Raw genomic sequence first — 26,986 nt, forward strand, 5'->3', positions numbered from 1 at the left:
CGCGCGCGCCCTCAGTAAAATGCTACGAGAGTCGGGGGGCCGTCATGGCCGGGCTTGTCCCGGCCATCCACGCCCAGGGGCACAGCCGAAGACGCATTATCGCTATGGATAAAGTTCATGGAGGGCGAGGTTTGTTCCTCTCGCCAACGCAAGCCCAGCATTAGCTACTTATTGCTCGGCGTGGATGGCCGGGACAAGCCCGGCCATGACGAGGGGCGCCAGTTCAGCGAACCGAACAAGAGGATGCGCTTGATGCCGATACCCATGGATGTCCAACATGCGTCGGAACAATTCGAGACGTTTCTTGCGAATGCGCGTGACATCTCTGGTCTTGCGACCCGCAATCAGACCTACACGATGGTCCAGGGCGTGCTCCAAGTTTTTCGCCGTCGTCTCCCACTCTCCGACGCGATCCGTTTCGCGGGCGTGCTGCCGCCAATCCTGAGGGCGATCTTCGTCTCCGACTGGGACACCGACGAGATTCGGGCGCCCTTTGGCGATCTTGCGTCGATGGCCCAGGAGGCCCAGGCGTTACGCCGCGATCACAATTTCGCCCCTTCGTCCTGTATCGGCGATGTCGCCGCCGCCTTGCGCAAACATGTCGATGCGGCCGAGTTCGAACGGGTTCTGGCGTCACTGCCGGACGGCGCGGCGGAATTTTGGCGCGTCTAGCAAGCTGAAAGAAGCTTGCCCGACGCGGCGCCAGCGCCCTTTGTCGTAGTCCGATAGCATTTCCGTTTGAACGGCTCGCATGGGGCCGTGTCTTTCCCGATGGGCCGAAGGTCCGACCGGGAATCCAGAGCCACAAAAGCGCTGGTTTTGCTCTGGATTCCCGATCGCTCGCTTTGCGAGCGTCGAGAATGACACCGGCCCAATCAAGCGGATCTTGTATGAAAGCGATAGCCGTCTCTTCGCCTCTTTAGGAACAAGCCTCCCGCCCGGGCGTTTGTTCGCTTTGGGAGAGCGTTTCATGCGTGCGCAAGACCAAAGCTTTGCCAGAGAGATCGGCGCGGTCCTGATTGCGAAGGGATTGGCCCTCGCCTTTCTGTATCTGGCGTTTTTTGCCTCCGCGCCCTCCGTGCCGCGCGCGGCGGCGTGGCTTTTCGGGGCGCCGTGATGGACGTCGCCGAGCTTTCACGACTCCAATTCGCCCTCACCGCGCTTTATCATTTTCTCTTCGTTCCCTTGACGCTCGGGCTCTCGGTGCTGCTCGCCATCATGGAGAGCGTCTATGTCATGACCGGCCTGCGCGTCTGGCGCGACATGACGATCTTCTGGGGCATTTTATTCGGCATCAATTTCGCCATGGGCGTCGCGACGGGCATTACGATGGAATTCCAGTTCGGCACGAACTGGTCCTATTATTCGCAATATGTCGGCGATGTTTTCGGCGCGCCGCTCGCCATCGAAGGGCTGATGGCCTTCTTCCTCGAGGCGACCTTCATCGGCCTGTTTTTCTTCGGCTGGGACCGCCTCAGCAAGCCCGGCCATCTCGCCGTCACCTGGTGCGTGGCGCTGGGCTCCAATTTCTCGGCGCTGTGGATTCTCGTCGCCAACGCCTGGATGCAAAATCCGGTCGGCAGCCGTTTCAATCCCGACACGATCCGGATGGAAGTCACCGACTTCCTGGCGGTGCTGTTCAATCCGGTGGCGCAGTCGAAATTCGTGCATACGGTGGCCGCCGGCTATGTCACGGGCGCGATTTTCGTTCTCGCCATCGGCGCGTGGTATTTGCTGCACGGGCGCCATCGCGCTTTCGCGCGACGCTCGATGACTGTCGCCGCCTCTTTCGGGCTAGCCTCCGCCTTATCGGTCGTCGTCCTCGGCGATGAGAGCGGTTACGTCACGACGGAAAATCAAAAGGTAAAGCTCGCGGCGATGGAGGGCCTGTGGCGCGCCGAGCCGCCGCCCGCCGCTTTCACGATTTTCGGCATTCCCGATCCAGAGCGGCGCGAGACGCGCTACGCCATACAGGCGCCGTGGATGCTCGGGCTGATTGCGACGCGATCGCTGACGACGGTCATCCCCGGAATTTACGAGCTGGTGGACGCGGCCAAGACGCGCATCGGCCGCGGCGTCGAGGCTTACGGCGCGATGCGCAGCCTCACCAGCGCCGAGCCGTCGGCGGATATGCGCAAGACGATCGAGGAGCGGCAAGGCGATCTCGGTTACGCCTTGCTGCTGCGCCGCTATACGGACGATCCCGCAAAGGCGACGCCGGAGCAGATCGAGCGGGCGGCCTGGGACACGATCCCCAATGTGCCCGTCATCTTCTGGTCCTTCCGCGTGATGGTGGCGCTCGGCTTCTATTTCATCGCGCTATTCGCCGTGATGTTCTACGTCTCGTCGCGGCGCGCCTTCGAGCGGCGGCGCTGGCTGCTGCGCCTCGCCTTCTGGTCCCTGCCCTTGCCATGGATCGCGGCGGAGCTCGGCTGGATCGTCGCCGAATATGGGCGCCAGCCCTGGATCATCGAAGGCGTGCTGCCGACCTTTCTCGCGGCCTCGCCGATCCCAGCGGCCAACGTATGGTTGAGCCTCGTCGGCTTTTTCATCTTCTACTCCGCGCTGCTCGTCGTCGATCTTTTCCTGATGGCGAAATATGTGCGGCTCGGCCCGGCCGAGACCTGGGAGATCCCCGACCTCGCGACCCGACAGGCGCCGCCCGGCGGCGTCGCGCTGGACGACGTTGCGCATGGCTAACGCCTTCGACCCCTGGGGGCTGAGATGCATGTCCCGATCGACTACGACACGCTGCGCGTCATCTGGTGGGCGCTGCTCGGCATATTGCTGATCGGCTTCGCCGTGTTCGACGGCTTCGATCTTGGGACCGCGATCCTGCTGCCATTTCTCGGGCGCAGCGACATGGAGCGGCGCATTCTCATCAACTCCATCGGCCCGGTGTGGGAGGGCAATCAGGTGTGGTTCATTCTCGGCGGCGGCGCGTCCTTCGCCGCCTGGCCGCCGGTCTACGCGGCCTCTTTCTCCGGCTTCTATGTCGCGATGTTCGTCACCTTGCTGGCGCTGATCCTGCGGCCTGTCGCGTTCAAATTCCGTGGCAAGGTCGACAATGCGCTGTGGCGGTCGGTGTGGGATTGGGCGCTGTTCATCGGCGGCCTTGCGCCGGCGCTCATCTTCGGCGTCGCCTTCGGCAATCTTCTGCAGGGCGTGCCGTTTCGCTTCGATGCGGAGCTGCGAGCGGTCTACACGGGGGGCTTCTTCCAGCTCCTCAATCCCTTCGCGCTGCTGTGCGGACTCGTGAGCGTCGCCATGCTGGTCATGCATGGGGCGGCCTATGTTCAGGCAAAGACGATCGAGCCGATCGCCGGCCGGGCGCGGCGCGCCGGAATGATCGCGAGCATTGTGACCCTCGTGCTCTTCGCCCTCGGCGGCGTCTATGCCTATTCGATGCTGGACGGCTATGCGATCACGAGCCAGATCGCCGCCAATGCGCCGTCCAACCCCTTACGCAAGACCGTCGAGGTCGCCACGGGGGCCTGGATGCGCAACTACGAGCGTTTTCCCTGGTCGCCGGCGGCGCCGCTCCTGGGTCTCGTCGGCGCCTTGCTGGCCGCGGTGATGTTTGCCTTGCGCCGAGAGGTCGCCGCCTTCGTCATGAGCGCCGCTTCCGTCGTGGGCATTGTGGCGACGCCGGGCCTCGCCATGTTTCCCTTCATCATGCCCTCGTCCAGCGAGCCGAATGCAAGCCTCACCGCCTGGGACGCCTCGTCAAGCCACCTGACATTGTATGTGATGCTCATCGCGGTCGTGATCTTCCTGCCGATCGTTCTCGCTTATACGGCGTGGGTCTATCGCGTGCTGCGCGGGAAGGTGCCGTCACATATTTTCGAGCCCGGGGGGCATGCTTATTGAAGGTGAGAATACTCCCACGGGGAATTGGGCAACGCTGGGCGTGAGCTTATCCCTCCCCTTTACGGGGAGGGTGGCCCCGCGTAAGCGGGGTCGGGTGGGGTAAAGCCCCACTACTGCCGTTGCGGCGCGAACCCCACCCGGCGGCCTTTGGCCGCCGACCTCCCCGTAAAGGGGAGGTATTTGCGGCTAACGACGCCGGCCGCGATTTGCTCGCCCGCCGCAAAATGCGCCGCTACCCCTTACATTGACAAGGGTCCCCCACCCTCTTATCTCTCCGGCGGAAATGCCGCGTCGACCCTGACGTCCGGTGTGCCGGTCGCTGTCGCAAGCGGTTGCTTTTCCAAGACATTTGCGTGCTGCGCCCCGCCCGCCGACAAACGGCGCAAGCGTAGAGCGGCGGCGCGCCACAGAAAGGTTCGTGGGAATGCTCGGCGCCCTCGCCAAGAAGATTTTCGGCACGGCCAACGACCGCCGTCTCAAGACCTACACGCCGAAAGTCAATGCGATCAATGCGCTGGAGCCCCAGCTCGCCGCCCTTTCGGACGAGGAGCTGCGCGCCCGGACAGTCGCCTTCCGCGAGCAGATCGCCGCCGGCGCCGCGCTCGACAGCCTGCTCGTTCCCGCCTTCGCCACCGTCCGCGAGGCGGCCAAGCGCACGCTCGGCCAGCGCCATTTCGACGTGCAGCTCATCGGCGGCATGGTGCTGCACGAAGGCGCGATCTCCGAGATGCGCACCGGCGAAGGCAAGACCCTCGTCGCGACGCTCGCCGTCTATCTCAACGCGCTCGCCGGCAAGGGCGTGCATGTCGTCACGGTGAACGACTATCTCGCCAAGCGCGACAGCGAGTGGATGGGCCGCATCTATCGCTTCCTGGGCATGAGCGTCGGCTGCGTAATCCACGACCTCCCCGATGACGAGCGCGCGGCCGCCTACGCCTGCGACATCACCTATGGCACCAACAACGAATTCGGCTTCGACTATCTGCGCGACAATATGAAATATGAGTTCGCGCAGATGGTGCAGCGCGGACATCATTTCGCGATCGTCGACGAAGTGGACTCCATTCTCATCGACGAGGCGCGCACGCCGCTCATCATCTCCGGCGCCGTCGACGACAAGTCCGACCTCTACAACACCATCGACCGCCTCATGCCGAAGCTCGCTTCGGAGGACTATGAGCTCGATGAGAAGCAGCGCACGGTGCATCTCACCGACGCCGGCAATGAGCATATGGAAGAACTGCTGGCGGAAGTCGGCGCGCTGACCGAAGGCGCGCTCTACGAAGCGCACAACGTCACGCTCGTCCATCACATCAATCAGGCGCTGCGCGCCCATAAGCTGTTCCAGAAGGATAAGGACTATATCGTCCGCAAGGGCGAGGTGGTCATCATCGACGAATTCACCGGCCGCATGATGCCGGGCCGCCGCTATTCGGAAGGCCTGCATCAGGCGCTGGAAGCCAAGGAGCGCGTGCAGGTTCAGCCCGAGAACGTCACGCTCGCGTCGATCACCTTCCAGAACTATTTCCGTCTCTACGAGAAGCTCGGCGGCATGACCGGCACGGCGTCGACGGAAGCCAACGAATTCGCCGAGATCTACAAGCTCGACGTCGTCGAAATTCCGACCAACCGCCCAGTCCAGCGCCGCGACGACGACGACGAGGTCTATCGCACGGCGAAAGAAAAGCTCAACGCCATCCTCGAAGAGGTCAAGGACGCGAATGCGCGGATGCAGCCGCTGCTCGTCGGCACGACCTCGATCGAAAAATCCGAGCAGCTCGCGGACTTCCTGATCCAGCAGGGCTACAAGATGATCGACTTCGCCGATCCGAAGGGATTGTCGAAGCTCTATGAGTCGGCGCGCGCCGGCCAGCCCTCGAAAATGCTCGCCGTCCTCAACGCGCGCTTCCACGAGCAGGAAGCCTATATCGTCGCGGAGGCGGGCGTACCGGGCGCGATCACCATCGCCACCAATATGGCCGGCCGCGGCACCGACATTCAGCTCGGCGGCAACGTCGATATGCGCGTCGAGCATGAATGCGCCGAGCTGGAGGGCGATGCGCGCGCGGCCAAGGAAGCCGAAATCCGCGAGGAGGTCGCCCGCTTCAAGGAGCAGGCGCTCGCCGCCGGCGGCCTCTACATCATCGGCACGGAGCGGCACGAGAGCCGCCGCATCGACAATCAGCTCCGCGGCCGCTCGGGCCGCCAGGGCGATCCCGGCCGCTCCAAGTTCTTCCTGTCGCTGCAGGATGACCTGATGCGCATCTTCGGCTCCGAGCGCATGGACTCCATGCTCGTGAAGCTCGGCCTGCAGGAGGGCGAGGCGATCGTCCATCCCTGGATCAACAAGGCGATCGAGAAGGCGCAGCACAAGGTCGAAGCCCGCAACTTCGACATCCGCAAGAACATCCTCAAATTCGACAACGTCATGAACGACCAGCGCAAGGTCATCTTCGAGCGCCGGCGCGAGATCATGGGGGAGGAGAGCGTCGAGGAGCAGGTCTCCGACATGCGCGCCGAAGTCGTCGAGACGCTGGTCTCGACGCATATTCCGTCCGACGCCTATGCCGAGGCCTGGGATATCGCCGGCCTTGCCGAGGACGTTCACGCCAAGCTGAATATCGACGCGCCGGTCGCCGATTGGGCGAAGGAAGAAGGCATCGCCGACGAGGAGCTCAAGGAGCGCCTGCTGGAGGCGGCCGACAAGGCCTATGAGGAGCGCGTCGAACGCAGCACGCCGCCGCTGATGCGCATGATCGAGAAGCAGGTCGTGTTGCAGTCGCTCGATACGCTGTGGCGCGAGCATCTCATCGCGCTCGACCATTTGCGTCAGGTCATCGGCTGGCGCGGCATGGCCCAGCGCGATCCGCTCAATGAATACAAGTCCGAGGCGCTCGACCTCTTCCGCAGCCTGATGAGCCGTTGGGACGAGACCGTCACCGCGCAATTGATGCGCGTCGAGGTGAGCTTCGAGGCGCCGCCCTCGGCGCCGCCGGAGCTGCCGCCGATGGAAATGTCGCACCCCAATCCAGTGGCGCTCACGGCCGGCGCCAGCGTCGAGCAGACGGCGCTGGAAGACTTGAACGCCCGCCTCGCCGCCATGGATTTCTCCGCGCAGGCGGCCGAGCCGGCGGCGGCGCGCGACCCCTCCGATCCCACGAGCTGGGGCAAGGTCGGCCGCAACGAGCAATGCCCCTGCGGCTCCGGCAAGAAATACAAGCACTGCCACGGGCAGTTGGTTTAAGGGCCACCTTGGACCGCGGGCCTTCGGGCCCGCGCTGGAACTGCGCGCCTGAAGGCGCGCGGTCCAATTAGGCCGCGACCTTCATCTCAGCGTCGCCCAGTCGTCGCAAAAGCTTTCACGGAAACCGCTACCTCTTCGAGCGTCCGCTCACCTATGGAGGCAGAAAATGGACGGTTTCATCATTCCCGCGGCGATGCTTCTGATCGTTATCGGCGGCGGCATCTATATCGCCCGCACCAGCCGCAACGTGAATTCCTGATCTATTAGCTTTACCTCTGGGAAAACTCGCCCCTCCGCGCCTTGCGAGAGGGGCCTTTTATACCGTTTCCGTTTGAGCAGCTCGGATTGTCGAATCCAGACAAGAGCGCTGGTTTTGCCCAGCGCCCGTCATTGCGAGCGACGCGAAGCAATCCAGGGCCGCAGTAACTGCTCTGGATTGCTTCGTCGCTTTGCTCCTCGCAATGACGGCGGGGATTCCCTGCGTGTCCAAACGGCGCGAGCGGCGGGGCGCCGAACCAATCGAGCGGATCTCGTATGACTGCTCCCGGCGCGCATAAAAGCGCTCAGCGCAGCGCCGGCCGGCGGCCTTCCTTGCGCCCGAAGATTTCAAAATGCGCCAAGGGATTGACGCCGTCCGCGGCGACGTCGGGATTTCGGGCGAGATATTTGCGGCTCGAAAAAAAGGGTCCCGGGTCGCGCCCTTGCGCGGCGCCCTCGAGGAGATAATCCAGCGCGGGGTCGCGGGCCGCGCCATAGCTCTCGACGTAATGCAGCGGATCGAAAAAGATCGAACGGCTGATCGCGAGATATTGCCTGACGAGAAAGAGGTCCCGCCGGCGCGCCAGCAGCGCCAGCGCGCGCGCGCCAATGACAAGAGGGTTCCTGCCCGTCAGGCTGCTATGAAAGCGCTCCAGAATGTCGAGCTGGCAGTCGCTTTTCGCGACGCTCCAATCCTCTCGCACGATGGCGCGCAACTGCGCCTCACGCGCGGCGTAGTATTCCTCGGTCTCGGCCGGCGAGAAGGTCGTATAGCCGACAAGCCGCAGATGCGCGACGAAATCGGACTGGCCTGTATCGGTCGCCGCTTCCACGACAAAAGGCGATAATCCGAGAAAAAACAGATCGGAAAGCAGGAGACGGAAGCTCGCCGGCGTGAAGGTCCAGCAATGCACGTCATGATAATGCGGATCATTGGCCGTCCGCATGCCCTCCCAGGCGTCGAAGGCCTCGCGGAGCCGGCGCTCGGGAACGATCTTCTCGAGCTTCTCGTCGAGCAGGAAGCAGACGAGCGACCTTTGTCCGTCGACAAAGCGCGCCATTTGGGCGTTTTGCTCAAAAATCTGGCGGTAGGTCGGCCGGCTCCGGCCATCGTGAAAGGCCTCGATCATCGCGCCCAGACCTGTCAACGGGCGGTAGAAGTCGAAACAGGCGCGCTTGTCGGGCAGCGCCATGGAGAGCGCGCCGCCCGGCTTCAGAACCCGCCCGCAGGCCTGAAGGAAAGCGATCGGGTTGGGGAAATGCTCAAAATTGTGGGACGAGAGAATATAGTCCAGCGCGCCGGCGACGCCGGCGCCGCGGCACAGCGCGTCGATGTCGGTCGCGCTTCCGACGAGGTCGACGGGTTCGATCAGATCGACCGCCCCCGCGGGCAGGCTCGCGTCTAGCCGCGCGCGACGCTTGACCGCTTCCGTGTCGAAGACGTCGAGCGACAGGCAATTGTAGCCCTCGCGCTTGGGCGCCAGCGGCGAGAAATAGGGGCCGATCTCGATCCCGCGCGCCTCTTTTGACACATGCTTCAGAAGTTCCTTTTTGCGATCCATTAATCCCACCGGACGAAAGACCTGGGGCTACAAAAGCTTCCGGCCGCCCTGGGCGCAGGCGGTTCGGCCCGGCGCCGCTTATATAGAAATGACGCGTCTTTGGTAATAAGACTGGCGCCGCGCGGCGGACGCCCCCTCCTCTTGGGGAAGGTTCCGCGTTCAAATCCGCGCCGGGCTCCTTTCCCGCCGCCCGGCTTCGCGGATCGCCGGCCGTCGCCATCCCTCACGGGGAGGCGCGAACAACGCAGCATTGGGACAGGAGCCTCGCGTGTCGTCCATCGATTTTTCCAAAGTGGTCGTCGCACAGGGCGGCGGACCGACCGCCGTCATCAACCAGTCGCTCGTCGGAGCGGTGCTGGAAGCGCGCAAATTTCGCGAGGTCGAACGCGTCTATGGCGCCTTCCACGGCGTGCGCGGCATCATCAATGAGGATTTCGTCGATCTCACCCAGGAGACGACGCATAATCTCGAGATGGTGGCGAACACGCCCTCTTCGGCGCTCGGCTCCACACGCGACAAGCCGGACCTGAAGTATTGCCAGGAAATCTTCAAGGTGCTGCGCGCCCATGGCGTCGGCTGCTTCTTCTACATCGGCGGCAACGACTCCTCGGATACGGTCCGCATCGTCTCGGAGGAGGCGAAGAAATCAGGCTATCCGCTGCGCGCCATGCATATCCCCAAGACCATCGACAATGATCTGATGGTCAACGACCATACGCCGGGCTTCCCCTCGGCGGCGCGCTGGGTCGCCCAGGCCTTCGCCGGCGCCAATCTCGACAATTGGGCGCTGCCGGGCGTCTATATCGCGGTGGTCATGGGCCGCCACGCGGGCTTTCTGACCGCCGCCTCGGCGCTCGGCAAGAAATTCCCCGATGACGGCCCGCATCTCATCTACATTCCCGAGCGCGCCTTCGTCATCGAGAAATTCCTGGCCGACGTAAAGGCGACCATGGACAAATATGGCCGCTGCGTCGTGGCCATCTCCGAAGGCGTCAGCGACGAAAACCATGTGCCGATCGCCGAGAAGCTCGCCGAGCAGGTGGAGCGCGACGCGCATGGCAATGTGCATCTGGGCGGCGGGGGCCTCGCGGACGAGCTGACCGAGCTGGTCAAGAAGCGGCTCGGCTATAAGCGCGTGCGGGCGGATACTTTCGGCTATGTCCAAAGGAGCTTCGTGGGCTGCGTCTCGGACGTCGACCAGCGCGAAGCCCGCGAAGTGGGCGAAAAGGCTGTCCAATACGCCATTTGGGGCGATCGTGACGGGTCAGTGACAATCCATCGCACCGGCTTTTATTCGGTCGACTATCAGCTCACGCCACTTGAACAAATCGCCGCAAAAACAAAAGTGATGCCCGATGAGTTCATCAGCCCCTGCGGCACGGACGTGACCGACGCCTTCCGTCTGTATCTGCGGCCCCTGCTCGGCAGCGGCATGCCGGACGCCTACCGGCTGCGGCTCAACCGCGTGCCCAAGATACTGACCTAAAAGGGGATTTAACAGGCTGCGGCCGGGGTCGCCCCGGCCGTGCGACCGTAGGCGCAGCGGGGGCGCGAATCTTGCTAACCAACAGAGTTGCGGCAAGGTTGCAATTCCGGGCGCGCCTCAAATAAAATAGGGCCGCGCGGAGGAGCGAGCGGCCCGCGCGGCTCGGAGGGCGTGCGTATTGCGCCGAGGGCCTACCTCGAGAGTGGGAGAGACGCGCGACAAGCGCTCTCCACCTTTTGTTAGGCCGGAGCCGGTACCTAATTTGTGTTTTGGATCGATTCGCGCCATGGATCGGTTCATCGGGAGAACATCATGAGCAAGGTCGGCGGCGGCGATTCGAAGAATACGCTTTACTGCTCGTTTTGCGGCAAGAGCCAGCATGAAGTCCGCAAACTCATCGCCGGCCCTACTGTCTTCATCTGCGACGAGTGCGTCGAGCTCTGCATGGACATCATCCGCGAGGAGAACAAATCCTCGCTGGTGAAGCAGCGCGACGGCATTCCGACGCCCCGCGAAATCTGCAAGGTCCTCGATGATTATGTGATCGGCCAGGCGCAAGCCAAGCGCGTGCTGTCGGTTGCCGTCCATAATCATTACAAGCGCTTGAACCACGCCACGAAGCATGGCGACGTCGAGCTCGCGAAGTCCAACATCCTGCTGATCGGCCCGACCGGCGTCGGCAAGACGATGCTGGCGCAGACGCTCGCCCGCATTCTGGACGTGCCCTTCACCATGGCCGACGCCACCACCCTCACCGAGGCGGGCTATGTCGGCGAGGACGTCGAGAACATTATCCTGAAGCTGCTGCAGGCCTCCGACTATAATGTCGAGCGCGCCCAGCGCGGCATCGTCTATGTCGACGAAATCGACAAGATCTCCCGCAAAAGCGACAACCCCTCGATCACCCGCGACGTCTCGGGCGAGGGCGTCCAGCAGGCCCTGCTCAAGATCATGGAAGGCACCGTCGCCTCCGTGCCGCCGCAGGGCGGGCGCAAGCATCCGCAGCAGGAGTTCCTGCAGGTCGACACGACCAATATCCTCTTCATCTGCGGCGGCGCCTTCGCCGGGCTGGAGAAGATCATTTCGTCGCGCGGCCGGAGCACGTCCATCGGCTTCGGCGCCAGCGTCCAGGCGCCCGATGAGCGCCGCACGGGCGACATCTTCCGCCAGGTGCAGCCCGAGGATCTCCTGAAGTTCGGCCTCATCCCCGAGTTCGTCGGCCGCCTGCCGGTCATCGCGACGCTCGAGGACCTCGACGAGGACGCGCTCAAGAAGATCCTCACTGAGCCGAAGAACGCTCTGGTCAAGCAGTATCAGCGCCTCTTCGAGATGGAGAATGTCGAGCTCACCTTCCAGGACGACGCGCTCTCCTCCGTCGCCCGCAAGGCGATCGAGCGCCATACCGGCGCCCGCGGCCTGCGCTCCATCATGGAAGGCATTCTGCTCGACACCATGTTCGACCTCCCGGGTCTGGAGGGCGTCGAGCAAGTGGTGATCGGTCCGGAAGTCGTTGAAGGCAAAGCGAGACCGCTGTACATCTACGCAGAGCGTAGCGAAAAAAGCGGCGCCAGCGCTTAAAGCGCGCGCCGTCTGTCGCCAAAGGGCGCGCCGGGCCCGAGCCCGGCCCCCGTTTCACCTCTCCTTGAATCGGCGATTTGCGTTTCCCATTTCTGCGTTGACGGGGCTATTCGGGCGTTTCGCCGCGGCTTCGTTAGGCGTGCAGGCGCGAGAGCGAGTGTTTGTGCGGCCAAGTCCTACTAGAAAGTCGGCCGGCATTGCGGCCCAAGTCTTGCTAGTTTAGACAAACTCTAAGTTCGCTCGTAATTTTCGCATTGCCGCCGGGCGGGGTGCGCAAACAAAAGCAGGATAATCATCATGAGCAACGAAAAGCGCGACGCCATCACGCCGGGAGCGGTCGAAAGCTATCCCGTCCTGCCTTTGCGCGATATTGTGGTGTTCCCCCATATGATCGTGCCGCTCTTCGTTGCGCGTGAGAAATCCATCCGCGCCCTGGAAGAGGTGACGAAAAGCGATCGCCTCATTCTGCTGGCGACGCAGAAGAACGCCGGCGACGATGATCCGGCGACCGACGCCATTTACCCGATCGGCACGCTTGCTTCCGTGCTGCAGCTTCTGAAGCTGCCCGACGGCACTGTCAAGGTCCTGGTCGAGGGCGTGGCGCGCGCCTCCGTGCGCAATTATTCGCGCATCGACGACTTCTACGAGGCGGACGCCGAGGCGCTCGCCGACGACGACGGCTCGCCGGTCGAGGTCGAGGCGCTCGGCCGCTCGGTGATCTCCGAGTTCGAGAGCTATGTGAAGCTCAACAAGCGCGTCTCCTCCGAGGTGGTGGGAGCGGTCACGCAGATCGACGACTTCTCCAAGCTCGCCGACACCGTCGCCTCGCATCTCTCGGTCAAGATCGCCGACAAGCAGGACGTGCTGGAGACGCTCAACGTCGCCAAGCGTCTGGAGAAGTGCCTCTCGCTGATGGAAAGCGAAATCTCGGTCCTTCAGGTCGAGAAGCGCATCCGCACGCGCGTCAAGCGCCAGATGGAGAAGACTCAGCGCGAGTACTATCTCAACGAGCAGATGAAGGCGATCCAGAAGGAGCTGGGCGACGAGGAGGGCAAGGACGACCTCGCCGAGCTCGAGGAGCGCATCAAGAACACCAAGCTCTCGAAGGAGGCGCGCGACAAGGCCGTCGCCGAGTTCAAGAAGCTGCGGCAGATGTCGCCGATGTCGGCCGAAGCCACCGTCGTACGCAATTATCTCGACTGGATCCTCTCGATCCCGTGGGGCAAGCGCTCGAAGGTCAAGCGCGATCTCGTGCAGGCGCAGGAGGTGCTCGACGCCGAGCATTTCGGCCTCGAAAAGGTCAAGGAGCGCATCCTTGAATATCTCGCGGTGCAGAGCCGCGCCAATAAGCTGACGGGTCCGATCCTGTGCCTCGTCGGCCCGCCCGGCGTCGGCAAGACTTCGCTCGGCAAGTCGATCGCCAAGGCGACGGGACGCGAATTCGTCCGCATGTCGCTCGGCGGCGTGCGCGACGAGGCCGAGATTCGCGGCCATCGGCGCACCTATATCGGCTCGATGCCCGGCAAGATCATCCAGTCGATGCGCAAGGCCAAGTCCTCCAATCCGCTTTTCCTGCTCGACGAGATCGACAAGATGGGCATGGATTTCCGCGGCGATCCGTCCTCGGCGCTGCTGGAGGTGCTCGACCCCGAGCAGAACCAGAGCTTCAACGACCATTACCTCGAGGTCGACTACGACCTCTCCAATGTGATGTTCGTGACGACGGCGAATACGCTGAACATCCCTGCGCCGCTGATGGACCGCATGGAGATCATCCGCATCGCCGGCTACACCGAAGCCGAGAAGCTGGAGATCGCCCGCAAGCATCTCATCCCCAGCGCCGTCCATAAGCATGGACTCGCGCCGGAAGAGTGGATGGTCACCGAAGACGGTATGATGGAGCTCATCCGCCGCTACACCCGCGAGGCGGGCGTGCGTAATCTCGAGCGCGAAGTCTCCAACCTCGCCCGCAAGGCGGTGAAGGAGATCCTGCTCAAGAAGGCCGACAAGATCGTCGTCACCGCCGAGAATATCTCCAATTATCTCGGCGTGCCGAAGTTCCGCTATGGTCAGGCGGAGCTCGAAGATCAGGTCGGCGTCGTCACGGGTCTCGCCTGGACGGAAGTCGGCGGCGAGCTGCTCACGATCGAAGGCGTCATGATGCCCGGCAAGGGCAAGATGACCGTCACGGGCAATCTGCGCGACGTGATGAAGGAGTCGATCTCGGCGGCTGCGTCCTATGTGCGCTCGCGCGCCGTGGACTTCGGCGTCGAGCCGCCGCTCTTCGACCGCCGCGACATCCATGTGCACGTGCCGGAAGGCGCGACGCCCAAGGACGGCCCCTCGGCGGGCGTCGCCATGGCGACCGCCATCGTCTCGATCATGACAAGCATCCCGGTGCGTCGCGACATCGCCATGACCGGCGAGATCACGCTGCGCGGCCGCGTGCTGCCGATCGGCGGCCTGAAGGAGAAGCTGCTCGCGGCGCTGCGCGGCGGCATCAAGAAGGTGCTGATCCCCGAGGAAAACGCCAAGGATCTGGCGGATATTCCGGACGCGGTGAAGAACGGGCTGGAAATCGTGCCGGTGGCGCGGATGGACGAGGTGCTCCAGCACGCCCTCGTCTCCCTGCCGACGCCGATCCAATGGGAAGAGGATACCGCCGCCCTCTCGAAACGCGCCGCCGCGCTGGCCGACGACGACGCGGGCGTGCGCGCCCACTGAGCCTCGAGAAGATAGGCCGACAACGCCCCTCGTGCTTCGAGACGCCTGCTGCGCAGGCTCCTCAGCATGAGGGGCTTCCGCCTCTGCCTCAGACGCCGAGGCCTCTTCCTGAGGAGCGAGCAAAGCTCGCGTCTCGAAGGACGAGGCCGCCTCGGAGGTTTATCAACAAACGGAGCCCCATCCCTCGGATGGGGCTCTTTTTTTACCCCTCATTTTCTTGAGCCCCCCGCGCCCGCCACGCAAAACCGCCACAATTGCGAAGCTTTTCTGCAATGCAGCGCTTGTTTCCCCGGATTTCCCGCGATTTCTGGGGGGCGGGCGCCGCCAATCCCTTGCGTTTCGGGCGATTCCAACCCAACACTCCCCCCACGCTACGCGCCGTCGATTCGACACCGCCGCTTCGTCGCGCGGACATCCTCGGCCTCGCAGCGCGTCAAGAGAAGGAAATGACCATGAACAAATTGGAACTGGTCGAGCACGTCGCGGCCGAGACCGAGTGCTCGAAGGCCGCCGCCGCCGCTGCGATCGACGCCGTCCTCAGCGGCATCACCGACGCCCTGAAAAAGGGCGAGGAAGTCCGCCTGGTCGGTTTTGGCACCTTCTCTGTCAAGGAACGCGCCGCCGGCACGGGCCGCAATCCGGCGACCGGCGCGGAGATCGAAATTCCCGCCTCCAAGAGCGCGCGCTTCAAGCCCGGCGCGACGCTGAAGACCGCGCTCAACGACGCCAAGTAAACACTTCCGAACGTCGAGGGCCGGGCACGGCCGTCGGACGACCTACGCGGCGCTTTGCCCGCGAGGCGCGTCCGGCGGCCGTTCGGCATTTTGGCGCATGGCGCTTGCCTATGCTTCGCGCCCTCACTAAAAGCGTGCCGCTGGCCTCGAAAAGGCGGGCGTGGGCGGTTAGCTCAGATGGTAGAGCATCTCGTTTACACCGAGAATGTCGGGAGTTCGATCCTCTCACCGCCCACCAAAAATCGCATCCGACTTTACGCTCTATATGCAAGCTGCTCGCCATTCCCGAGGCGTCGCGTCAGCGACCCTCTCCATGGCTTGACGCGAATGGCGCGGCCCCGTAACTCGCATTCCTTGGGCGAGCCGGCGGCGCGCCCGCGCCTCCGACCTTTTTACGGTCGTCGTGCGAAAGTCCTTTGCCGCTCGCGTGTTGCGAATTAGGCTGGGGCCGGTGAGGACTCACATGATGCGGGCGATCATGAAATTGCGGACTTTGGCGCTCGGCGCCCTCGGCCTCTTTGCGCTGGCGACCTTCTCTCCCCCGGCCGGCGCCGCCGAGGAAATGAACTTTCGCGTCGTCGGTCTCGACGCCGGCAATTGCGGCGCGAATTGCCCGCAGGTTATCGCCGCCCAGGGCGAGATTGGAGAGGGCACCCCGAACGCCTTTTTGAGCTTCGTGCGCGAGAATGTCGGCGGCGGGAATCTGCACGGCATTCTGCTGCTCGACTCGCCCGGCGGCAAGGTCGTCGCCTCCATGGAGCTCGGACAGGCGCTGCGGCGTCTCGGCATGGCCGTGATCGTGGCGCGCCCGGCGGCCGAACAGGCCTCCCGGAACATGGCGCTGGTCTCTGGCCGCTGCTATTCGGCCTGCGTCTATGCGCTGATGGGCGGCCGGAAGCGGGTCATTCCGCCCCAGAGCCGCGTCGGCATCCACCGCATGTTCAACTATTCGACGAGCTTCGACTTTTCGGAAGGCTTTGTCCGCGAACGCAATTACGACGACGGGGGCATGCGCGCCATGCTCGCGCGCTACGCCAGCGGCATGGGCGTGAGCCCGGATCTCGTCAATCTCGCCGAGCGCACCTCGCCCGATCAGTTGTATATGCTGTCCGGCTCCGACATTACGCGCTGGCGTCTGGGATCGCGCAAGCTATAAGAGCGCCAAAAGAGATAAACGAAAGAAACAGGGCTGGACATGAAACATATTCTCGACGGGCTCGAACAGCGCCGCGCCTCGGCGCGCCTCGGCGGCGGCCACAAGCGGATCGACGCGCAGCATGCGCGCGGCAAGCTGACGGCGCGCGAGCGTATAGAGCTTTTGCTCGACCAGGGCTCGTTCGAAGAATTCGACATGTTCGTGACGCATCGCTGCACGGACTTCGGCATGGACCAGGGCGAGAAGACCTCCGGCGACGGCGTCGTCACCGGCTGGGGCACGGTCAATGGCCGCGCGGTCTTCGTCTTCGCCAAGGACTTCACCGTCTTCGGCGGCTCGCTGTCCGAGACCCACGCCCAGAAGATCATCAAGCTGCAGGATATGGCGCTCAAGAACCGCGCGCCCATTATCGGCATTTTCGACGCCGGCGGCGCGCGCATCCAGGAGGGCGTCGCGGCGCTCGGCGGCTATGGCGAGGTCTTCCAGCGCAATGTGCTGGCCTCTGGCGTCATTCCGCAGATTTCCGTCATCATGGGCCCCTGCGCCGGCGGCGACGTCTATTCGCCGTCGATGACCGACTTCATCTTCATGGTGCGCGACACGAGCTATATGTTCGTGACCGGCCCGGACGTGGTGAAGACCGTCACCAATGAGACCGTCACGGCGGAGGAGCTCGGCGGCGCCTCGGTGCACACCACCAAGAGCTCCATCGCCGACCGCGCCTATGACAATGACGTCGAGGCGCTTTTGCAGATGCGCCGGCTCATCGACTTCCTGCCGGCGAACAACACCGAGACGCCGCCGGAATGGCCGAGCTTCGACGAGGTCGACCGGCTCGATGCCTCGCTCGACACGCTGATCCCGGACAATCCCAACAAGCCTTACGACATCAAGGAGCTGATCTCGAAGGTCGTCGACGAAGGCGATTTTTTCGAGATCCAGGACGCCCACGCCAAGAACATTGTGGTCGGCTTCGGCCGCGTCGAGGGCCGCACGGTGGGATTTGTCGCCAACCAGCCCATGGTGCTCGCCGGCGTGCTCGACATCGACGCTTCGAAGAAGGCCGCGCGCTTCGTGCGCTTCTGCGACTGCTTCAATATTCCGATCGTCACTTTCGTCGACGTCCCCGGCTTCCTGCCTGGCACGGCGCAGGAATATGGCGGGCTGATCAAGCATGGCGCGAAGCTGCTCTTCGCCTATGCCGAGGCGACCGTCCCGAAAGTGACCGTCATCACGCGCAAGGCCTTCGGCGGCGCCTATGACGTCATGTCCTCCAAGCATCTGCGCGGCGACGTCAATTACGCCTGGCCCTCGGCGCAGATCGCCGTCATGGGCGCGAAGGGCGCGGTCGAGATCATCTTCCGCGCCGACCTCGGCGATCCGGAGAAGATTGCCCAGCGCACCAAGGAATATGAAGACCGCTTCCTGTCGCCCTTCGTCGCCGCCGAGCGCGGTTACATCGACGAGGTGATCATGCCCCATTCGACGCGCAAGCGAATCGGCCGGGCCCTGGCGCTGCTCCGTCACAAGGAGTTGGAGAACCCCTGGAAGAAGCACGACAACATACCGTTGTAACGCGCTCTCGAAGCTACAACCTATAGTAGGCGCGGCGTCGAGCCGCGCCTTTCTCTTTGGTTCCGATTTGAAACGACTTGACGATAAGTAATGCTCAAATGCACGGCGCCCGTCTCGATTTTTCGTCAGCATGCACAATTTCGAGTGACAGGCCCTTTATTTTCGCATAGTGTCCCCCTCGCCAAGTTGGTTGGGTAAGCCTAAGCGTTTATAGCGTTTAGCCTACAATTTCCCAGCAACGGTCCAAGTCGGGGAGGACGCCGGAAAGAACGCGACTCGCGCTAGGCTCGAAGAACGAGCCGCTGCGAGCGGTTATCGGAGCGCTTAAGACTTCGGAGCCAGGCGTTCAATCCGGTTAAAGGACAGGGTGCCAAAGAGTGGGGAGCGGCCCAGCCGTCCCCGCTCTTTGTGTTTGAGGGGCCACTATAGAGATTTCCTCTCAAGCCATAGCCTCACCGCCAAGCCGTCGCCGGCGTGACCGCTGCTTGACGCGCGAGAAACCCCTTCCTACGTTCCAACCACAAAATTCCCGCCGTCGGCCCGAAATGAAAGGCCCCTCATGTCCACGCAAAAAATTACCGACGCCACTTTCGAGCAGGAAGTCCTGAAAGCCGCAGAGCCCGTCGTCGTCGACTTCTGGGCCGAGTGGTGCGGGCCCTGCCGCATGATCGCCCCCGCGCTCGAAGAGATTGCCGCGGAAATGAAGGGCAAGATCAAGGTCGTGAAGCTGAACATCGACGAGAATCCCGCCGTTGCCAGCAAGCTCGGCATCCGCTCGATCCCGACGCTGATCATCTTCAAGGACGGCAAGGCCGCCGCGCAGAAAGTCGGCGCCGCGCCCAAGGGCGAACTGGCGCGCTGGATCGGCGGCGCGGTCTGACATGATTTTTGCGAGCCTGAAGGCTCGCGGTCCGGGAACGCCTGGACCGCGAGCCTTCAGGCTCGCTTTTTTATAATCCTACGAGGCGTTGCGACTCTTGTTCGATTTATCGCCGGATGATCTCACCGCAATATTTCTCAGCCTGAAAGTCGCGAGCGCCGCCACCCTCTTCTCGCTCCCGGCGGCCGTCTTTGTCGGCTATGCGCTCGCGCGCTGGAGCTTCCCGGGCCGCACGGCGGTCAACGCGCTCGTCCATCTCCCCCTCGTCTTGCCGCCGGTCGTCACCGGCTTCGCTTTGCTGCTGCTTTTCGGCCGGCGCGGGCCGATCGGCGGCTTTTTGGCTGAGTATCTGGGCGTCGTTTTCGCCTTCCGCTGGACCGGCGCGGCGCTCGCCGCCGCCGTGATGAGCTTTCCGCTCATGGTGCGGCCGGTGCGCCTCGCCTTCGAGAACGTCGATCCGCGTCTTTCCACGGCCGCCCGCTCGCTCGGCGCGAGCCGCCTTTGGGCCTTCGCGCTGATCGAGCTGCCGCTCGCCGCCAATGGCCTGCTGGTGGGCGCCATTCTCGGCTTCGCCAAGGCGCTCGGCGAATTCGGCGCGACGATCACATTCGTCTCCAGCATTCCCGGCGAGACGCGTACGATTTCCGCCGCCATCTATGCGCTGCTGCAGGCGCCGGGCGGCGATATTTCCGCACTGAGGCTCGCCGCGATCTCGGCGGCGATCGCCGTCGCCGCGCTCGTCGCTTCCGAAGCGCTGCAAGCACAGCTCGGCGGGCGGAAATGATTTCTCTCGACGTCCGCTTGACGAGGAAGGGCTTCGAGCTCGACTGCGCTTTGCAGAGCGACGCGCGCATTCTCGCCTTTCACGGCCCTTCGGGCGCCGGCAAATCGACGCTCGCCCATCTGATCGCCGGCGTCACCCGCCCGGACAGCGGCCGGATCGTCGTCGACGGCGTCACGCTCCTCGACACGGAAAATCGCGTCTTTCTGCCGCCGGAGAAACGGCGCGTCGGCGTCGTCTTCCAGGACGCTTTGCTGTTTCCGCATTTGCGCGTGAAGACCAACATCCTTTTCGGACAGTTTTTCACGCCCAAGGCGGAGCGGCGCGCGCCCTTCGACGCCATCATCCAGACCCTTGGGGTCGGCCATCTTCTCGAACGCTGGCCAGCGACGCTCTCGGGCGGCGAGCGCCAGCGCGTCGGGCTCGCCCGCGCGCTTCTCTCCTCGCCGCGCCTCCTGCTGATGGACGAGCCCATGGCGGCGCTCGATCATGCGCGGCGGCTGGAGATCGTGACGCTCATCGAAAGGCTGCGCGACGAGTTCAAAACGCCGATCGTGCTGGTGTCGCATTCCGCCGAAGAGATCGCGCGGCTCGCCGACGAGGCCGCGATCATCAATAAGGGAAGGATCGTCGCGCAGGGCCCGCCGCTCGACGTGCTGCCCGGCGCGGCCCGGCTCATCGAGGGCGGGCGCTTCGGGCTCATCAATTCGCTCGTGGCGCGCATCGCCGCCGTCGACGAGGCTTATGGCGTGACGCGACTTTCCCATCCCGCCGGCGAAATCCTCGTCGCCGCGCGGATCGCGCAAGCCGGCGAGGCGCGCGTCGCCATCAAGGCGACGGACATCACGCTCGCCAAGGCGCCCGCCGAGACGAGCGTGCGCACGATCCTGCGCGGGCGCATCGCCCGGATCGAGGTGAACGGCAATGCGCTCGCCTTCGTCACGCTCGATCTCGCCGGCGGCGACAAGCTCATCGCGGCGGTGACGCGGCTGGCGCTCGACGAGCTAGGGCTGGCGCTGGGCTCGCAGGTTTATGCGCTTGTGAAGTCCGTCGCGCTCGACGAGCGTATCCTATAGGCCGTCGATCGCCGGGACGAGGAACAGCGCGGCGCCGCCGGCCGCCATCGCGAGGGCCGACGTCGCAGCAAAACGCAGGCCCATCGAGCGACCGCCCATCATCCAGGCCATGACCGATTTGGCGAGGGTGTTGGAGAGAATGGCAAGAAGAACGGCGAGCGCGGCCGGCGCGACGCCGATCTCCGCCGCGCCGTGCCGGGCCATGGCGAGCGACATGGCGTCGACATCCGCTATGCCCGAGATCAATCCCAAGGCATAAGCGCCCGGACTCCCTGCAAGATTGGTGGCGACCTTTGCGAGGATCATCACCACGGCGAGCAGCGCGCCGAATTTCAGCACGGCGGGTAAATCGAGCGGATTGGTCATCCCCAGCGGATTCTCCGCTTCCTCGCGCGCCGGGCCGTGACGGCGCATCAGCACGCCGCCGGCGATCAGATAAACCAGGGCCATGGAGATGAGCGGCGCCGCGAGGCGCAGGCCGAAACCCGGGTTGACGACGGTCAGAATGGCGAGCACGCGCGGCCCCATCACGGCATTGGCGAAAATCGCGCCCGCCGCCAGAACCTCGATTGCCTCCGGCCGCTCGTGGGCGAGACGCGACATGGCGGCCGTCGCGGCAGTCGACGACGCCAATCCGCCCGCCAGGCCCGCCACGGCGACGCCGCGCCGATAGCCGATCAGCTTCACGGCCACATAGCCGGCGAAGGAGACGGCGGCGATCAGCACCGTCATCAGCCACAGCTCGTAAGGATTGATCGCGCCCCAGCGGTCGATGGCCTTGTCTGGAAGCGCCGGCAGGAAAATGAAGCTCATGACGAGGAGCACGAGGCCCGAGCGAAGCTCCGCCCAGGTCATGCGCGCGATCTGCTCGTGCAGGGATTCCTTCAGGGCGAGAATCGAGGCGGTCGCGACCGCGCCGGCGGCGGCGGCCGTCTCTTCGCCGACGACCGAATAGGCACCGAGCGCGAAGGACAGCATCAAGGCGACAATCGAGGTGGCCCCGAAGGTCTGGTCGCGCATCGTCTCGCGGTAGCGGAAGACGGTCATCGCCGCCGCATAGATGACGAAGGCCACGCCCAGCGCGATGGCGCCGCCATGATCGGCAAATTGCCGGGCGATGGCGCCCCAAACGCCGCCGAGCAGCGCCGCGAGTCCGTAGGTGCGCAAGCCCGCTGTGCGCTCGCCCGGCTCCTCGGCCCGGGCGCGCCAACCGCGCTCCAGACCGATGAGCAGGCCGATCGCCAGCGCGAAGACGAGGCGCTGGATGAGCTCGGCGGCGGTGAGGTCATACATTTTACGAAAGCCCTCACAGAAGAGAAAGGCCGCCGGTGCGCCGAAGAAGAGAACTTTGCCGCGCTTCTTTCGGCGATTTTATTCCCGAAGGCTTCTTGCAATGTCTTCAAGCATCGGGACATTCACGCCGTCGGTCGGCGGTTTACGTCGCCCCGACCATAGCGCCCGTCTGGTTAAGATACAGGAAGCCGCAAATGTCGCCGCGCCCCTCCCGCCGATCCGCCGTCGCGCCCTTCATGGCGATGGACGCCCTACGCGACGCCAGGGCGCTGGAACGCGCCGGCAGGCACATTGTGCATATGGAATTGGGCGAACCGGGCGCGCCGGCGCCTCTGCGCGTGCGGGAGGCCGCGGCCGCGGCGCTGCGGGACGGCAGAATCGGCTATGGCGAGGCGCTGGGCGATCGGGCCTTGCGCGAGCGCATCGCGGCGCATTACGGCGCGCGATATGGCGCCTGCGTTTCGCCGGACCGGGTGATCGTCACGACGGGGGCGTCCGGCGGCTTCATGCTGGCGCTGGTCGGCGCCTTCGACGCCGGCGCGCGCATCGCCGTCACGGCGCCGGGCTATCCGGCCTACGCCAATATTCTCGCCTCCCTCGGACTGGAGGCGGTCCCGCTGGAGGTCGGTCCGGAAACCCGTTTCGCGCCCACCGCCGCCATGCTCGCAGCCGCGCATCGCGAGAAGAAGCTCGACGGCGCGCTGTTCATGAGCCCGGCCAATCCGACCGGCTCGATGATCGACGCGGACGAGCTTTCGAAAATCTGCGCCTTTTGCGACGAGGCGGGGATCGTCTTCGTGTCGGACGAGATCTATCACGGGCTCGAATATGACGCGCCGGCCGAAACGGCTTTGCGCTTCACGCCGAACGCCATCGTCGTGAATTCCTTCTCGAAATATTACGCCATGACCGGCTGGCGGCTCGGCTGGCTGATCGCGCCGGAAGGGCTGATGCGGCCTCTGGAGCGCCTGCAACAATCGCTGGCGATCTGCGCGCCGACCATTTCGCAGCGGGCGGCGCTCGCGGCTTTCGACGCCACGCAGGAGCTCGAGGAAAACCGCGCCGCCTATGCGCGCAACCGGGCGCTGCTGCGCGAGCGCCTGCCGGCGATGGGTCTGACCCGCTTCGCGCCGCCGGACGGCGCCTTCTATTTCTACGTGGATGTGTCGGATTTCACCGCCGACTCGATGGACTTTTGCAAGCGCCTGCTCGTGGAGGCGGGCGTCGCGGCGACGCCCGGCCTCGATTTCGATCGGAGGCGCGGGCGAACGATGATCCGCTTCTCTTATGCGGGCGCAGAGGCCGAGGTCGCCGAGGGCGCCGCGCGGCTCGCGGCGTGGCTTTCGACGCAGCCTCGGGGGTGAGTAGCGACATCATCCCTTCCCACCGTCACCTCGACCGGGAATCCAGAGCCACAAAATCGCTGGCTTTACTCAGAGCCCGTCATTGCGAGCGGAGCGAAGCAATCCAGGGCGGCGATGCGGCCCTGGATTGCTTCGTCGGCTCCGCCTCCTCGCAATGACGGCGGTGGATTTCCTGTGTGTCTGAACGGCGCGAGCGCCAGGGATGGCGCCAAACCAACAGCTCTTCCCGGAGAAGGCCATATCCCTCGGCGTGGGTGGCCGGGACAAGCCCGGCCATGACGCGCCCAAGATTCGTGATTTCTCACTTCCCTGGAAGGAAGCGGCGGGCCCCAGCGCTGCCGTTGCGACGCGCCCCCCTTACTCCCCGAAAGGCGTCTTCACCCGCTGCCACCAGCCGCCCTTCTTCGGTGCGGTCGGGTCAGCCTGCGTGATCACCACCTCGGTCGGCTTCCTCGGTGGGACCGGCGCGGGCGCGGGCGCAGCAGGCTCTGCCGGGGCCGCCGTCTCCGCAGCCCGCTCTACCGAGACGGGCGCCGCCGGCGCAGCCTCGGTCTTCGCCTCGACGTCGGAGACCTCAGCCTTCGGCGCCTCTACCGGCGCAGGCTCGGCCGCAATCGGCGCCGCCGAAGGCTGCTCGACCGGCGCGGGCGCCTCCTGGAACGGCGCAGCGCTTTCGGCCTGCGGCGCAAAGTCCGGCATATGGGCCTCGCGCGGCGTCACCAAAGCTTCCTGCTCCTGCGCGCCCTCGTCGGACGGGAAGAGCGCGGAAGGATCGCGAAATTCCTCCGGCAGCGGCGCCGAACGGCGCCAGCGGCCGGGACCGCGGCCACGGGCCGGGCGAGGCTCGCGCGTCTCGCGGGGGGCGGGCTGCCCTTCGATGGCCGCCATGAAGGCGAGACCTTCGTCGGACGGCTGCTCGGCGCCGGGAGCCAAACTCGCCTCGCCATTCAGTCCACCGCCACGGCCGCGGCGGCGGCGGCGGCGGCGCGAGCGCTGAGCGCCCTCGTCGCCTTCTTCCCCATTCCCATTGGCGCGGCGCGGCTCGCGGCTCTCGCGGCGGCCATGGGCGAGAGCCGGTTCTCCGGCCTCGGCCATTTCTTCTTCCTCGGCGAAAACCTCTTCTTCGAGGACTTCCTCCTCGATCGGCTCCGCCCGGACCGAATCGACGCGCAGCGGCGCCGGCGCGACGGGGATACGCGGACCAGAGGCCGGCTCGCCGCGCTCCAGCGCGTGATAATTGGCGCCCGTCAACGTGTCGTCGGCGGCGACGGTGATATGCACGCCGAACCGGTTCTCGAGCGCCTGCAGATGCGCGCGCTTCTGATTGAGGATGTAGAGCGCGACGACGGCCCTTGTGCGCAGCGTTACGTCATGCGACGCGCTCTTGAGCAACGCCTCCTCCAGCACGCGCAACACATGCAGCGCGACCGAGGCGGTGGACCGCACATGCCCGGCGCCGGCGCAATGCGGGCAAGGCACGGTCGAGCCCTCGACGACGCCGGCGCGGATGCGCTGGCGCGACATCTCCAGCAGGCCGAAATGCGAGATGCGGCCGACCTGGATGCGGGCGCGGTCGTTCTTGAGCGCGTCCTTCAGACGGCGCTCGACGGCGCGATTGTTGCGGCTCTCCTCCATGTCGATGAAATCGACCACGATGAGGCCGGCGAGGTCGCGCAGGCGCAACTGGCGAGCGACTTCGTCGGCCGCCTCCAGATTGGTGCGCAGCGCCGTGTCCTCGATATTATGCTCGCGGGTCGAACGGCCGGAGTTCACGTCGATGGCGACCAGCGCCTCGGTCTGGTTGATGACCAGATAGCCGCCGGACTTCAGCGTGACATTGTTGGAGAACATGGCGTCGAGCTGCGCCTCGACCCCCGCTTCCGCGAAGATCGGAACCGGCTCGCGATGCTGCTTTACGTTTTTCGCATGGCTCGGCATGAGCATGCGCATGAAATCCTTGGCCTCGCGATAGGCGTCGTCGCCGGAGACCACGATCTCCTCGACGTCGCGCCCATAGAGGTCGCGGATCGCGCGCTTGATGAGCGAACCTTCCTCATAGACGAGCATCGGCGCCGAGGAGCGCAGCGTCAGCTCGCGCACGCTCTCCCAGAGCCGCAGCAGATATTCGAAGTCGCGCTTGACCTCCGCCTTGGTGCGGGTCGCGCCGGCGGTGCGCAGGATGACGCCCATCCCCTCCGGCACTTCGAGGTCGTGGACGATCTCCTTGAGGCGCTTGCGGTCGGCGCCATCGGTGATCTTGCGGGAAATGCCGCCGCCGCGCGCCGTGTTGGGCATCAGCACCGAATAGCGGCCGGCGAGCGAGAGATAGGTGGTGAGCGCCGCGCCCTTGTTGCCGCGCTCCTCCTTGACGACCTGGACGAGCAGCACCTGGCGGCGCTTGATGACTTCCTGAATCTTATACTGGCGGCGCGGACGCACCACGCGGAAGGGCGCTTCGTCCATGGCGTCGCCGCCGATGTGCTCGACGTGCTCTTCCTCGTCGTGCTCCTCGTCGTCGTGGTCGTCGTCGTGATGCTCTTCCTCAGCCGGGGCGCGGGCGTGGATCGCAGCCTCGTCTTCCTCGTCTTCCTGGCCTTCCTCGGCCGCGCCTTCCTCGTCTTCCTGGCCTTCCTCGCGGGCGCGCTCTTCGTCACGCTCGTCCTGACGGCGGGCCTTCAGCTCATGGTCGGGGGCGGGCGTCTCCTCGACGAATTCGTCGGCCTCGCCCTCTTCCACCGAGCCGAAGCCCGACGGATCGACGGAAATCGTATGATGCGCCTCGTCGGCGGCGGGCGCGGCGGCCTCTTCGACCTCGGCGGAGACGGGCAGGACCGCTTCGGCCTCGACTTCGACGTCGGTCGGCGCGATCGCTTCCGGGGATTCGATAGCCTCGGCGGCGATCGTCGGCGCGCCGGCGTCCACAGGCTCGGCGGCGGGGGCTTCGCCCTCCTCGGCGGCCTCGATCAGGGCCTCGACGTCGACCGGCTCGCTGACGAGCGTCTCGTCCTCGGCCGCGCGCTTTTCGGCCGCCTCGTGCTGGCGGCGGCGGGAGCGGCGCCGGCCATGCGGACGATGCTCTTCCTCCTCGTGCTCGCGATGGGCGCGGCTCTCTTCCTCGATCAGCGCCTGACGGTCGGCGACGGGAATCTGGTAGTAATCCGGATGGATTTCGGCGAAGGCCAGGAAGCCGTGGCGGTTTCCGCCGTAATCCACGAAAGCGGCCTGGAGCGAGGGCTCCACGCGCGTGACCTTCGCGAGATAAATATTGCCGCGCAGCGGTTTTTTTTCGGCGGCCTCGAAGTCGAATTCCTGAACGCGATTACCGCGCAATACGACGACGCGGGTCTCCTCCGGGTGGGAGGCGTCGATCAGCATTTTGTTTGCCATGGGGGACTCTTTGCGGCG

18 protein-coding genes and 1 tRNA gene are annotated in these 26,986 nt (G+C 64.8%); 16 read left to right on the forward strand and 3 right to left on the reverse strand.

All coding sequences use genetic code 11. The features are described from left to right. The first annotated feature begins 252 nt into the window (after positions 1-252). From QMG84_RS17250 to secA, 5 genes are all read left to right on the forward strand, one after another. A complete protein-coding gene (locus tag QMG84_RS17250) occupies positions 253-672 on the forward strand; it encodes a DUF2267 domain-containing protein (RefSeq protein WP_281929403.1) in 420 nt (139 codons plus the stop codon). A 298-nt stretch (positions 673-970) separates the two neighbouring features. Next, positions 971-1,117 carry a hypothetical protein gene (locus QMG84_RS17255; RefSeq protein WP_281929404.1) on the forward strand — a complete coding sequence of 49 codons (147 nt, stop codon included), beginning with the start codon at positions 971-973 and terminating at the stop codon, positions 1,115-1,117. After that, positions 1,117-2,700, forward strand: a complete 1,584-nt coding sequence (locus QMG84_RS17260; protein WP_281929406.1) for a cytochrome ubiquinol oxidase subunit I — start codon at positions 1,117-1,119, stop codon at positions 2,698-2,700. Before QMG84_RS17255 ends, QMG84_RS17260 begins: the two co-directional genes overlap by 1 nt. 24 nt (positions 2,701-2,724) lie before the next feature. Beyond that, positions 2,725-3,870: a cytochrome d ubiquinol oxidase subunit II gene (cydB, locus tag QMG84_RS17265; RefSeq protein ID WP_281929408.1), complete on the forward strand. Its 1,146-nt coding sequence runs from the start codon at positions 2,725-2,727 to the stop codon at positions 3,868-3,870. A 424-nt stretch (positions 3,871-4,294) separates the two neighbouring features. Beyond that, a complete protein-coding gene (secA, locus tag QMG84_RS17270) occupies positions 4,295-7,114 on the forward strand; it encodes a preprotein translocase subunit SecA (RefSeq protein WP_281929410.1) in 2,820 nt (939 codons plus the stop codon). A gap of 563 nt (positions 7,115-7,677) precedes the next feature. Here secA and QMG84_RS17275 read toward each other — a convergent pair. Next, positions 7,678-8,934: a methyltransferase domain-containing protein gene (locus QMG84_RS17275; protein ID WP_281929412.1), complete on the reverse strand. Its 1,257-nt coding sequence runs from the start codon at positions 8,932-8,934 to the stop codon at positions 7,678-7,680. 268 nt (positions 8,935-9,202) lie between these two features. On the opposite strand from QMG84_RS17275, the gene QMG84_RS17280 reads away from it, so the two are divergent. From QMG84_RS17280 to modC, 10 genes are all read left to right on the forward strand, one after another. Further along, on the forward strand, positions 9,203-10,420 hold the full coding sequence (locus QMG84_RS17280; protein WP_281929415.1) for a 6-phosphofructokinase: 1,218 nt from the start codon (positions 9,203-9,205) through the stop codon (positions 10,418-10,420). 312 nt (positions 10,421-10,732) lie between these two features. Next, entirely contained in the window at positions 10,733-11,998 is a 1,266-nt protein-coding gene (gene clpX / locus QMG84_RS17285) for an ATP-dependent Clp protease ATP-binding subunit ClpX (RefSeq protein WP_165052215.1), read from the forward strand. A gap of 297 nt (positions 11,999-12,295) precedes the next feature. Next, on the forward strand, positions 12,296-14,722 hold the full coding sequence (lon, locus tag QMG84_RS17290) for an endopeptidase La (protein WP_281929417.1): 2,427 nt from the start codon (positions 12,296-12,298) through the stop codon (positions 14,720-14,722). A gap of 452 nt (positions 14,723-15,174) precedes the next feature. Then, positions 15,175-15,456, forward strand: coding sequence for an HU family DNA-binding protein (locus tag QMG84_RS17295; protein WP_246744662.1), 282 nt, complete (start codon positions 15,175-15,177; stop codon positions 15,454-15,456). Positions 15,457-15,618: 162 nt separating this feature from the next. Next, positions 15,619-15,694 (forward strand) — tRNA-Val (locus QMG84_RS17300). A 225-nt stretch (positions 15,695-15,919) separates the two neighbouring features. Next, entirely contained in the window at positions 15,920-16,612 is a 693-nt protein-coding gene (locus QMG84_RS17305) for a COG3904 family protein (protein ID WP_281929420.1), read from the forward strand. 39 nt (positions 16,613-16,651) lie between these two features. Further along, positions 16,652-18,187 carry an acyl-CoA carboxylase subunit beta gene (locus QMG84_RS17310; RefSeq protein WP_281929422.1) on the forward strand — a complete coding sequence of 512 codons (1,536 nt, stop codon included), beginning with the start codon at positions 16,652-16,654 and terminating at the stop codon, positions 18,185-18,187. Positions 18,188-18,746: 559 nt separating this feature from the next. Further along, on the forward strand, positions 18,747-19,067 hold the full coding sequence (trxA, locus tag QMG84_RS17315) for a thioredoxin (RefSeq protein ID WP_202071194.1): 321 nt from the start codon (positions 18,747-18,749) through the stop codon (positions 19,065-19,067). A 97-nt stretch (positions 19,068-19,164) separates the two neighbouring features. Continuing rightward, positions 19,165-19,851, forward strand: a complete 687-nt coding sequence (modB, locus tag QMG84_RS17320) for a molybdate ABC transporter permease subunit (protein ID WP_281929424.1) — start codon at positions 19,165-19,167, stop codon at positions 19,849-19,851. Beyond that, entirely contained in the window at positions 19,848-20,924 is a 1,077-nt protein-coding gene (gene modC, locus QMG84_RS17325; RefSeq protein WP_281929426.1) for a molybdenum ABC transporter ATP-binding protein, read from the forward strand. The genes modB and modC overlap by 4 nt, the downstream gene beginning before the upstream one ends. Here the strand turns inward: modC and QMG84_RS17330 are convergent. Then, complete coding sequence (locus QMG84_RS17330; RefSeq protein ID WP_281929427.1) at positions 20,919-22,217, reverse strand: MgtC/SapB family protein; 1,299 nt, start codon at positions 22,215-22,217, stop codon at positions 20,919-20,921. The two genes, modC and QMG84_RS17330, sit on opposite strands and share 6 nt — an antisense overlap. 194 nt (positions 22,218-22,411) lie before the next feature. Between QMG84_RS17330 and QMG84_RS17335 the strand changes: the two genes are divergently transcribed. After that, positions 22,412-23,581: an aminotransferase class I/II-fold pyridoxal phosphate-dependent enzyme gene (locus QMG84_RS17335; protein ID WP_281929428.1), complete on the forward strand. Its 1,170-nt coding sequence runs from the start codon at positions 22,412-22,414 to the stop codon at positions 23,579-23,581. A 357-nt stretch (positions 23,582-23,938) separates the two neighbouring features. On the opposite strand, the gene QMG84_RS17340 is transcribed toward QMG84_RS17335, so the two are convergent. Beyond that, complete coding sequence (locus tag QMG84_RS17340) at positions 23,939-26,968, reverse strand: Rne/Rng family ribonuclease (protein ID WP_281929429.1); 3,030 nt, start codon at positions 26,966-26,968, stop codon at positions 23,939-23,941. Positions 26,969-26,986: the final 18 nt, after the last annotated feature.

It is taken from the genome of Methylocystis iwaonis (assembly GCF_027925385.1).
Lineage (GTDB): Bacteria > Pseudomonadota > Alphaproteobacteria > Rhizobiales > Beijerinckiaceae > Methylocystis > Methylocystis iwaonis.